This window comes from Pseudomonas sp. B7(2017), assembly GCF_002112745.1.
GTDB lineage: Bacteria > Pseudomonadota > Gammaproteobacteria > Pseudomonadales > Pseudomonadaceae > Aquipseudomonas > Aquipseudomonas ekonensis.
Genome location: NZ_NEIP01000021.1, coordinates 71,178 through 79,477, shown reverse-complemented (window position 1 = coordinate 79,477; position 8,300 = coordinate 71,178). Strand labels below are relative to the sequence as shown.

General features: G+C 66.2%; 8 protein-coding genes. 3 read left to right on the top strand and 5 right to left on the bottom strand.

Features of this window, described 5'->3' with window-relative positions; translation table 11 throughout:
• Positions 1–3 precede the first annotated feature (3 nt).
• The gene (locus CAG29_RS25780; RefSeq protein ID WP_085583781.1) at positions 4–564 is read right to left on the bottom strand and encodes a TetR/AcrR family transcriptional regulator; all 561 of its coding nucleotides are present in this window, start codon (positions 562–564) and stop codon (positions 4–6) included.
• 165 nt (positions 565–729) lie between these two features.
• A complete protein-coding gene (locus CAG29_RS25775; protein WP_085695337.1) occupies positions 730–1,158 on the bottom strand; it encodes an anti-virulence regulator CigR family protein in 429 nt (142 codons plus the stop codon).
• A gap of 154 nt (positions 1,159–1,312) precedes the next feature.
• Between CAG29_RS25775 and CAG29_RS25770 the strand changes: the two genes are divergently transcribed.
• Together CAG29_RS25770 and CAG29_RS25765 are read left to right on the top strand one after the other, a co-directional pair.
• Entirely contained in the window at positions 1,313–2,008 is a 696-nt protein-coding gene (locus tag CAG29_RS25770) for a tRNA (adenine(22)-N(1))-methyltransferase TrmK (protein ID WP_256575745.1), read from the top strand.
• 76 nt (positions 2,009–2,084) lie between these two features.
• The gene (locus tag CAG29_RS25765; protein ID WP_085695336.1) at positions 2,085–2,765 is read left to right on the top strand and encodes a phytanoyl-CoA dioxygenase family protein; all 681 of its coding nucleotides are present in this window, start codon (positions 2,085–2,087) and stop codon (positions 2,763–2,765) included.
• Between the two features lie 29 nt (positions 2,766–2,794).
• Here the strand turns inward: CAG29_RS25765 and CAG29_RS25760 are convergent, their stop codons facing one another.
• Both CAG29_RS25760 and CAG29_RS25755 read right to left on the bottom strand, forming a co-directional pair.
• Positions 2,795–4,921, bottom strand: coding sequence for a TonB-dependent receptor domain-containing protein (locus CAG29_RS25760; RefSeq protein WP_085695335.1), 2,127 nt, complete (start codon positions 4,919–4,921; stop codon positions 2,795–2,797).
• Positions 4,922–5,026: 105 nt separating this feature from the next.
• Complete coding sequence (locus CAG29_RS25755; protein ID WP_085583772.1) at positions 5,027–5,302, bottom strand: hypothetical protein; 276 nt, start codon at positions 5,300–5,302, stop codon at positions 5,027–5,029.
• Between the two features lie 146 nt (positions 5,303–5,448).
• Between CAG29_RS25755 and CAG29_RS25750 the strand changes: the two genes are divergently transcribed.
• Positions 5,449–5,910: a VOC family protein gene (locus tag CAG29_RS25750; protein WP_085583769.1), complete on the top strand. Its 462-nt coding sequence runs from the start codon at positions 5,449–5,451 to the stop codon at positions 5,908–5,910.
• Positions 5,911–5,970: 60 nt separating this feature from the next.
• Here CAG29_RS25750 and fusA read toward each other — a convergent pair whose 3' ends face one another.
• The gene (gene fusA, locus CAG29_RS25745; RefSeq protein ID WP_085583767.1) at positions 5,971–8,106 is read right to left on the bottom strand and encodes an elongation factor G; all 2,136 of its coding nucleotides are present in this window, start codon (positions 8,104–8,106) and stop codon (positions 5,971–5,973) included.
• Between the last annotated feature and the right edge of the window lie 194 nt (positions 8,107–8,300).

Below are 8,300 nucleotides of genomic sequence, written 5' to 3'. Positions count from 1 at the left end.
GGGTTATTCCGGGCGGGGGGTGGCGGCGGCGCCTTGCAGGAACATCAGTTCCATCACATGGGCCGAGTTGGCGCTGGCGGCGCGCCCGCGTCGTTCGGCGTCGACCATGCCGAAGATCATGGTCAGGAACAGTTCGGTGAACACCGCCGCCGTGACGTCGATGCGGAACGCGCCCAGTTGCTGGCCGCGCAGGAAAAACGCATCCAGCGCGTCAGCGTAGGGCTGCCAGCGCTCGTCGCCGCCGTTGAGGGTATCGGGGCGGTACTGGAACAGCAGGAACGCCAGCATCTCGCGATGGGCCAGGTGTTCGTTGATCAGGCTGCGCAGCGCCGCCAGGGGCTCGCCGTGCACCAGGTCCGTGGTGCCGACGATCTGGTTGAGCACCGTCTCGCCGTGGTTTTCCATGATCAGCACCAGGTTGTCGCGGGTGCCGCAGAAGCGGTGCAGGGTGGCCTTGCTGACGCCGGCGGCCTCGGCCAGCTCCTTGAGCGTCGCCCGCGGGCGATCGACGATGGCCAGTGCCAGCGCCTTGATGAGTCGTTCGTCGTGAGGAGTCAGGGACATCAGGGGTCTCGGGTGGTGTTTCGAATGCCTGCCATTGTGCAGAAAAAGCGCGGGGGTTCAATGAAAAGGGCCATCGCGAATGCGTTGTCATGTGCGCGAAGGGGAGCACAGGCATTGCAAATGCGATGGCCGATCCGCAGCCATAAGCCTTTTTGTGGCCGGCGCTCAGTCCAGCACGTCGTGCAGCACCTCGTAGATCAGCCCCGTGGCAATCGTCACCAGCAGCAGGTCGGTGCCTGCCTGTTGCCATTCATAGCCTTCGTAGTGGGGCAGGCGGCCGCTTAAGCGGCTGTCGAGTTTCTTGGCGATGCCCGGCGGCAGCGGCTTGCCCCGGGCCAGGTTTTTCTGGATGCCCGGCGGCAGCGACGGGCCGGGACTCCAGTAGCCGCGGTTGTCGTTGAGAATCACCCGCACGCCGCCGATGTCGACGGTGGGTTGGCCGTATCCGCCGTGGGCCTGGTTGCCGTGCTGGGCACCCTTGTCGTGGCCCTTGCCATTGCCCTTGCCGTTGCCCGGATCGGCCAACAGGGCCGGGGCGGTTGCCGCAAGGGTGAGGCCGGCGACGATGGCCAGCAGGGTCTTGTTGATCGACATCGGGCACGCTCCTTGGAAAAGTCCTGACGTTGGCGAGTGTAGCCCAGCCCGGGCACGGTTCCGTCGCCGGGATTTGAAATGTGCGACGCAGCCCGACACAATCGCGTCCCGATCCGGCCGCCGGGCCGATTCCGCTGGTGAACAGGAACCGCCGTTGAACGAACAGACATTGTCCATGCGCCTTGAGCGCGTCGCCGCCCAAGTGCCGCAGGGCGCACGCTTGGCCGACATCGGCTCGGACCACGGCTACCTGCCGGTGGCGCTGATGCGCCGTGGCGCGATTGCGGCGGCGGTGGCCGGCGAAGTGGCGCGCACGCCGTTCCATGCCGCCGAACGCACGGTGCGCGACAACGGCCTGGACGAATCCATCACCGTGCGCCTGGCCAACGGCCTGGAGGCCATCGAGCCGGACGACGGCATCACCGCAGTCAGCCTGTGCGGCATGGGCGGGGAGACGATCCGCGACATTCTCGACAGCGGCAAGGCGCGTCTGAACGGCCGGGAGCGCCTGATCCTGCAGCCCAACGGCGGCGAAGAGCCGTTGCGCCTGTGGCTGATGGAAAACGGCTACCGGATCCTTCACGAAGAAGTGCTGCGGGAAAACCGCTTCGACTACGAAATCATCGTCGCCGAACGCGGCGAGGCGCCGGCCTACAGCGACCGGGAACTGTACTTCGGCCCGTTGCAGATGCAGGCCCGCAGCCCGGCCTTCCTCGACAAATGGCAGCGCACGCTGCGCCGCCGTCAGCAGACCCTGAGCCACTTCGCCCGGGCCCGCCAGTCGGTGCCCGAAGAGAAGACCGGGGAAATCGAGCGGCAGGCGCGCTGGATTACCGAACTGCTGGCATAGGCTGGCGCTCGACGTGAGGGATGGCGCAGCTACTCTGGTTCATTGAACCCATTGAGCGAAAGGATTCGAGCACGCCATGACCGACCGCGAGCAACTCCACCAAAATGGTTTTGTGCTGCTCCGTCGGGCGATCCCCGCCCAATGGCTGGATGGACTGCGCGCGACCTTCGACGCTCAGGTGAAACCCTCGGACCAATGGCCCGTGCCCCGAGGCTGGGACTGGCGGCATTCGCTGCTCGATAACGATCCGACGGTTCTGGCCGTGTGCCGCTTGCCGTCGGTGCTGGCGGCGGCGGGGGCGTTGATCGCCGAGCGGTTCTTCATTTCGCAGGTGGAGGGGCGCGAGCCGCTGGCCGGCGGCGGCCACCAAGTGCTGCACCGCGACCTGTCGGCGCAGAGGCCGGGGGATCGGGTGAACGCGCTGGCCTTCCTGGATGACTACGGGCAGGAGAACGGTGCGACCCGGATCGTCCCCGGCAGCCACCGGCCCTCGCCGGGCGAGGCGCCGTTCGACTTCAGCGACGAGTCGCGATCCGTGCAGCTGTGCGGCAGCGCCGGCGACATTCTGCTGTTCGATGCCGACCTGGTGCACGCCGGCAGCCTGAACGTTGTCGGCGGACGTCGCCGCACGCTGTTGATCGGCTATTGCGCCGAAGGCCTCTACGCGTCCCACCTCGCCACGGCGCCCTTGCGCAATGTCCGCATGGACACCTCGGAGCGCTTCGAGCCCGCGGGTTGTGCGGCGGCGAGCCGCTAGCCCTAGGCATTGCGGGGCCCCACCGAACCTCAGCGCAGGCTCCACGACACCCCGACGTACATCGCCATCCCTTCGCCCGGCGTGGAGCGCGCCACGTCCAGCCCCTTGTCGTCGTAACCCGGCGTGACGGTGGCGGCGTAGCGCTTGTCGGTCAGGTTGCGCAGATCCAGCCAGGTCTGCCAGTCGCCCTTGGGCGCGTTGTAGCCCACGGTGGCGCCGAAGATCGCGTACGGGTCGGCGTAATAGCTGTTGGCGTAGTCCACGGCGACCTTCGAGGCCCACTGGGTGTTGACGCCGGCGAAGAAGCCCTGGGGCCAGTCGTAGCGCAGTTCGCCCTGGTAGTAGTGCATCGGCAGGCCCGGCAGGCGGTTGTCGCCGAAGCGGTCGTCGTCGCGGTAGTGGAAGTCGCTGAAGGTGTAGCTCTGGCGCAGGCTCAAGCGGCCACCGTCGGCGGCGGTCCACAGGTCGCTCAGCAGGCCGGCTTCCACTCCTTGGTGCACGGTGGGGCTGGCGTTGAGTTCGTACGGGGTGGTGGCGTTGGCGTCCGGGAGCACCGACAGCAATTCATGACGCACCTGGGCGTAGTACCAGGCCAGGCTCCACTGGCCGATGGCGGCGTCGCCCCGGCCGCCCAGTTCCAGGGTGGTGGCGGTCTGGTTCTGCAGCTTGATCGGGTCGCGCTGGGCGCCGGTGGCCACGCCGCTGCCGGCGGGGAAACGCACATTGGAGCTGTAGATCAGCGACCACGGGTGCGGTGCCTCGACCGAGCGGCTGAGGTTGCCAAACAGTTGCAGATCCGGCGTCAGCTGGTAGCGCAGGCCGATGCGCGGGGCGTAGTCCCAGTCGCCGAGGCTGGTCTTGCCGCCGCCGTCGGGGTAGGTCACGGCGCTTTCGCGGCGGGTGTAGATGGCGGCCAGGCCCGTGGTCAGCCACAGGTCGTCGGCGATCTCCAGGTCGTTGCCGGCGTGCAGCACGGTGTCCGAGCCTTGGTAGGTGAAGTCGCGGATGTGGGTGCCCGGCGCGTAGCCGGCGGTGTTGCCGGTGGGGATGCGCACCAGCTCAGTGGCACCGGCGTTGGGCAGGTGCTTGGTCACGCGCAGGCCCACGTTGCTGCGGCTTTCCAGGCCCCAGAGGGTGTCGCGGCGCTTGTAGTCCAGGGTGCCGCTGACGTCGGTGTACGCCACCTTCAGGCGGTTGGGGCCTTCGCGCAGGTCCATCGGGTAGTCGTGGTAGGCCAGGCCGGTCTGCAGGCTCGAATCGTCGTCGATGTACCACGTGGTCTTGTTGCCGAAGAACGTGCTGCCGGGCTCGTCGCGGCTGTCGTTGCGGGTCACGTAGGCCGGGTTGGCGGCGCGCGGGTCGTGTTCGATGGAATGCTTGGTCACCCGTCCGGCGAGGTCGTTGTCGGTCTCGCGGTGGCGCAGGTAGAAGCGGGTTTCCAGGTTCGGGTTGAACCGGTAGCCGACGTTGGCGATGACACCCTGGCTCTTGCTGGCGGTGTGGTCTTGGTAGCCGTCGGACTGCGCGCCGGTCACCGCCATGTAGTAATCGAGGTTACCCAGCACCTGCCCGGAGCTGACCTGGCGCTGGATGTAGCCATGGCTGCCCATGGCGTAGCGCACCTGCAGCAGCGGCGAGTCGTAGCCGGTGTGGCTGACGTAATCGATGGCGCCGCCCAGCGCCAGGGCGCCCCGGTCGAACCCGTTGGCGCCGCGCAGCACTTCCACATGATCGAGCCACAGCGGTTCCAGCAACTCATAGGGCGTGCCGCCGGGGCCGGTCAGCGGCAGGCCGTCGAGCATCGCGTACAGCCCCGAGGCATGGGCCCCCGGTGCGCGGTTGATGCCGGAGCCGCGGATCGACACCTTGACCCCTTCGTTGCCCGAAGACTGGGCGTAGATCCCCGGCTGATAGGCCAGCACGTCCTGGTTGCTGGCCACCCGGCCCTGCAACGGGCGACGCGCATCGATGACGTTGGTGCCGCCGGGCACCTCGGCCAGCCGGGCCTTGGCGTCCTCCACCGATTGGTCCTCGCCGCTGCGGTCTTCGGCGCCGATCACCACCTGGCCCAGTTCCAGCCCCTCGGCGTCGGCCATGGCCGGACAGACGAGGGCCAGGCCCAGCAAAGCGGTGGGCAGGGATTTGGGCGAGGGCATCGGGGCAACTCCAGGCAAGACGAACGGGCAGGGAACAGTGCGACGCCCTTAACAACGAAGGAAACACATGGGGATTTTGCTTTTTCGGTCAGATGGCGCGGGCGTTCAGTCCTTGCACCCGGCCAGCACCACTTGGCAGGTGTCCGGCGTGCCGCCGGAGCGGCCGGCGTAGCGCATGCAGTTGGCCATGGATTTCTGCCGGGCCGCACTCAAGGTGTCGCCCCAGGCCAGACCGCCTTCGCCCAGTGTGGGCAGGGCCTTGGCGTAGCAGTTGGAGCCGGTCTGGGCGGCGGCGTAGCGAATGTTGGCCTTCTTGTCGGAGCAGCCGGCGGCCAGCGCGAGCGTGACGGCGAACAGGGTCAGCAGAGTGGCGGTGTTCATGGACGGCCGGCTCCTGGGGCAAGAGGCTGACGGCGTCCATGCGGGGTGGGGTTCTGTGAGCATAGTGGCTGTTGCGCCGGACCGTGGATCCGTGCGCCGGGATTGTGTACAACGTCAGCTTCACGCCACTGCGCAGGGAGCAGCCCTTGGACCTTACGTTCAGCCACATCGATGTGCTCGTCGCCGACCTCGACGAAGCCTGCCGCTATTACGCCAAGGTCTTCAACGCCCGCATCTCCAAGACCCTCGACTGGCAGCGCGGCGGCCTGCACGTGCGTTACGCGGTCGTGCGGTTCGGCAGCGAACGCCTGATGCTGGTGCAGCCGTTCGCCGGCAACCTCAAGGACCTGATGGACGCCAAGGGCGAAGGCACGATCTACCGCCATTGCTATTCCACCCCGGACATCGAGGCGGCCTACGACGAACTGGTGGCCAGCGGCGTGCAGCCGGAAGACGAGAACGGCCGGCCGCTGACCCGCGACAACCTCCAGTCGCCGAGCGGGACGCGGATCCTTTGGCTGCCGAAACGCTTCGGGCAGTTTTCGATTGAGTTGCTGGAGGAGAGGGAACTGGAGGCGTTCATCGAGCAGGCGTTCGCCGAGCCATGAGAGAAGGCCGGGCATGAAAAAGCCGGAGCTCCCTTTCAGGAGGCTCCGGCTTCGGTCACATCAGGCTCCGCCTTGTTTCTTCACCAGCGTTTCGACGATGTTCGGCGGCGCTTCGGCGTACTTGGAGAACTCCATCGAGTAGCTCGCACGCCCCTGGGACATCGAGCGCACGTCCGTCGCATAGCCGAACATCTCGCCCAGCGGCACCTCGGCGCGGATGATCTTGCCGGACACCGAGTCTTCCATGCCCTGGATCAGGCCGCGGCGGCGGTTGAGGTCGCCCATCACGTCACCCATGTAGTCCTCGGGGGTGACCACCTCCACCTTCATGATCGGCTCCAGCACCACGCCGCCGCCTTTCTGGGCCAGTTGCTTGGTGGCCATGGAGGCCGCGACCTTGAACGCCATCTCGTTGGAGTCGACGTCGTGGTAAGAGCCGTCGAATACGGTGGCCTTCAGGCCGATCAGCGGATAGCCGGCAACGACGCCGTTCTTCATCTGCTCCTCGATGCCTTTCTGGATCGCCGGGATGTACTCCTTCGGCACCACGCCGCCGACCACCTCGTTGGTGAACGCCAGGCCTTCGGTGATGTTGCCTTTCTCGTCCACGTCCGGCTGCGAGAAGCGGATCCAGCAGTGACCGAACTGACCGCGGCCGCCGGATTGGCGGACGAACTTGCCTTCGATCTCGACGTTGTTCTTGGTGATTTTCTCGCGGTACGACACCTGCGGCTTGCCGATGTTGGCCTCGACGTTGAACTCGCGCTTCATGCGGTCGACGAGGATGTCCAGGTGCAGCTCGCCCATGCCGGAGATGATCGTCTGGCCGGTCTCTTCGTCGGTCTTGACGCGGAACGACGGGTCTTCCTGGGCCAGCTTGCCCAGGGCGATGCCCATCTTTTCCTGGTCCTGCTTGGTCTTGGGCTCCACGGCCACGGAAATCACCGGCTCAGGGAAGTCCATGCGCTCCAGGATGATCGGCTTGTCGATGTCGCACAGGGTGTCCCCGGTGGTGACGTCCTTCATGCCGATCAGCGCGGCGATGTCGCCGGCGCGCACTTCCTTGATCTCGTCGCGCTGGTTGGCGTGCATCTGCACCATCCGGCCCACGCGTTCTTTCTTGCCCTTGACCGAGTTGATCACCGAGTCGCCCGAACTCAAGAAGCCCGAGTAGACCCGCACGAACGTCAGCGTGCCCACGAACGGGTCGGTGGCGATCTTGAACGCCAGCGCCGAGAACGGCTCGTCGTCGTCCGCGTGGCGTTCGTCGATGATCTCGTTGTCGTCGGTGCTGTCCGGGTGATGGCCCTTGATCGACGGAATCTCGATGGGCGCCGGCAAATAGTCGATCACCGCGTCGAGCACCAGCGGAACGCCCTTGTTCTTGAACGACGAGCCGCAGACCGCCGGCACGATTTCGCTGGCCAGGGTACGGGCGCGCAGGCCGGCCTTGATCTCCTCGGGGGACAGGTCGCCTTCGTCCAGGTACTTGTTCATCAGCTCTTCGTTGGCTTCGGCGGCGGCCTCGACCATGTTGTTGCGCCACTCGTTGGCCAGCGCCAGCAGGTCGGCCGGAATCTCTTCCTCGCGGTAGGTGGTGCCCTTGTCGTCATCGTTCCAGTAGATGGCCTTCATCTTGATCAGGTCGATCTGGCCCTGGAAGTTCTCTTCCGCGCCGATGGCCAGCTGCACCGGTACCGGGGTGTGGCCCAGGCGGTTCTTGATCTGGGCGACGACGCGCAGGAAGTCCGCGCCGGCGCGGTCCATCTTGTTCACGTAGACCACACGCGGCACGTGGTACTTGTTGGCCTGGCGCCACACGGTCTCGGATTGCGGCTCGACGCCGGAGGTGCCGCAGAACACCACGACCGCGCCGTCGAGTACCCGCAGCGAACGCTCCACTTCGATGGTGAAGTCCACGTGGCCGGGGGTGTCGATGATGTTGACGCGGTAGTTGTCGTACTGGCCGCGCGAACCTTTCCAGAACGTGGTCACGGCGGCGGACGTGATGGTGATGCCGCGTTCCTGTTCCTGCACCATCCAGTCGGTGGTGGCGGCACCGTCGTGCACCTCACCCATCTTGTGGCTCAGACCCGTGTAGAACAGGATCCGCTCTGTGGTGGTGGTCTTGCCCGCGTCAACGTGGGCGACGATGCCCAGGTTGCGGTAGCGGTTGATGGGGGTCGTGCGTGCCATGGTGTTCTCCTCGAAACAATGTTCATGGGATACCGGTTGCTCGATCTTAGAAGCTCGACGAGCAAGCAACCACCCCCAGATGGAGGGTCATCGCACAAATTGCAAGGGCCCTCGCTCATTGGCTGGTATAGATCCGGAACGGACGGCTGCCAACACCGGCGGGCAAAAAAGCGGCCCGCCCGACGGGCTCAGCG

Bases quoted from the DNA above. Each gene is read 5' to 3' on its own strand.
- CAG29_RS25775 (WP_085695337.1), bottom strand. From the start codon at position 1,158: ATGTCGATCAACAAGACCCTGCTGGCCATCGTCGCCGGCCTCACCCTT.
- CAG29_RS25765 (WP_085695336.1), top strand. From the start codon at position 2,085: ATGACCGACCGCGAGCAACTCCACCAAAATGGTTTTGTGCTGCTCCGT.
- CAG29_RS25760 (WP_085695335.1), bottom strand. From the start codon at position 4,921: ATGCCCTCGCCCAAATCCCTGCCCACCGCTTTGCTGGGCCTGGCCCTC.
- CAG29_RS25755 (WP_085583772.1), bottom strand. From the start codon at position 5,302: ATGAACACCGCCACTCTGCTGACCCTGTTCGCCGTCACGCTCGCGCTG.
- CAG29_RS25780 (WP_085583781.1), bottom strand. From the start codon at position 564: ATGTCCCTGACTCCTCACGACGAACGACTCATCAAGGCGCTGGCACTG.
- fusA (WP_085583767.1), bottom strand. From the start codon at position 8,106: ATGGCACGCACGACCCCCATCAACCGCTACCGCAACCTGGGCATCGTC.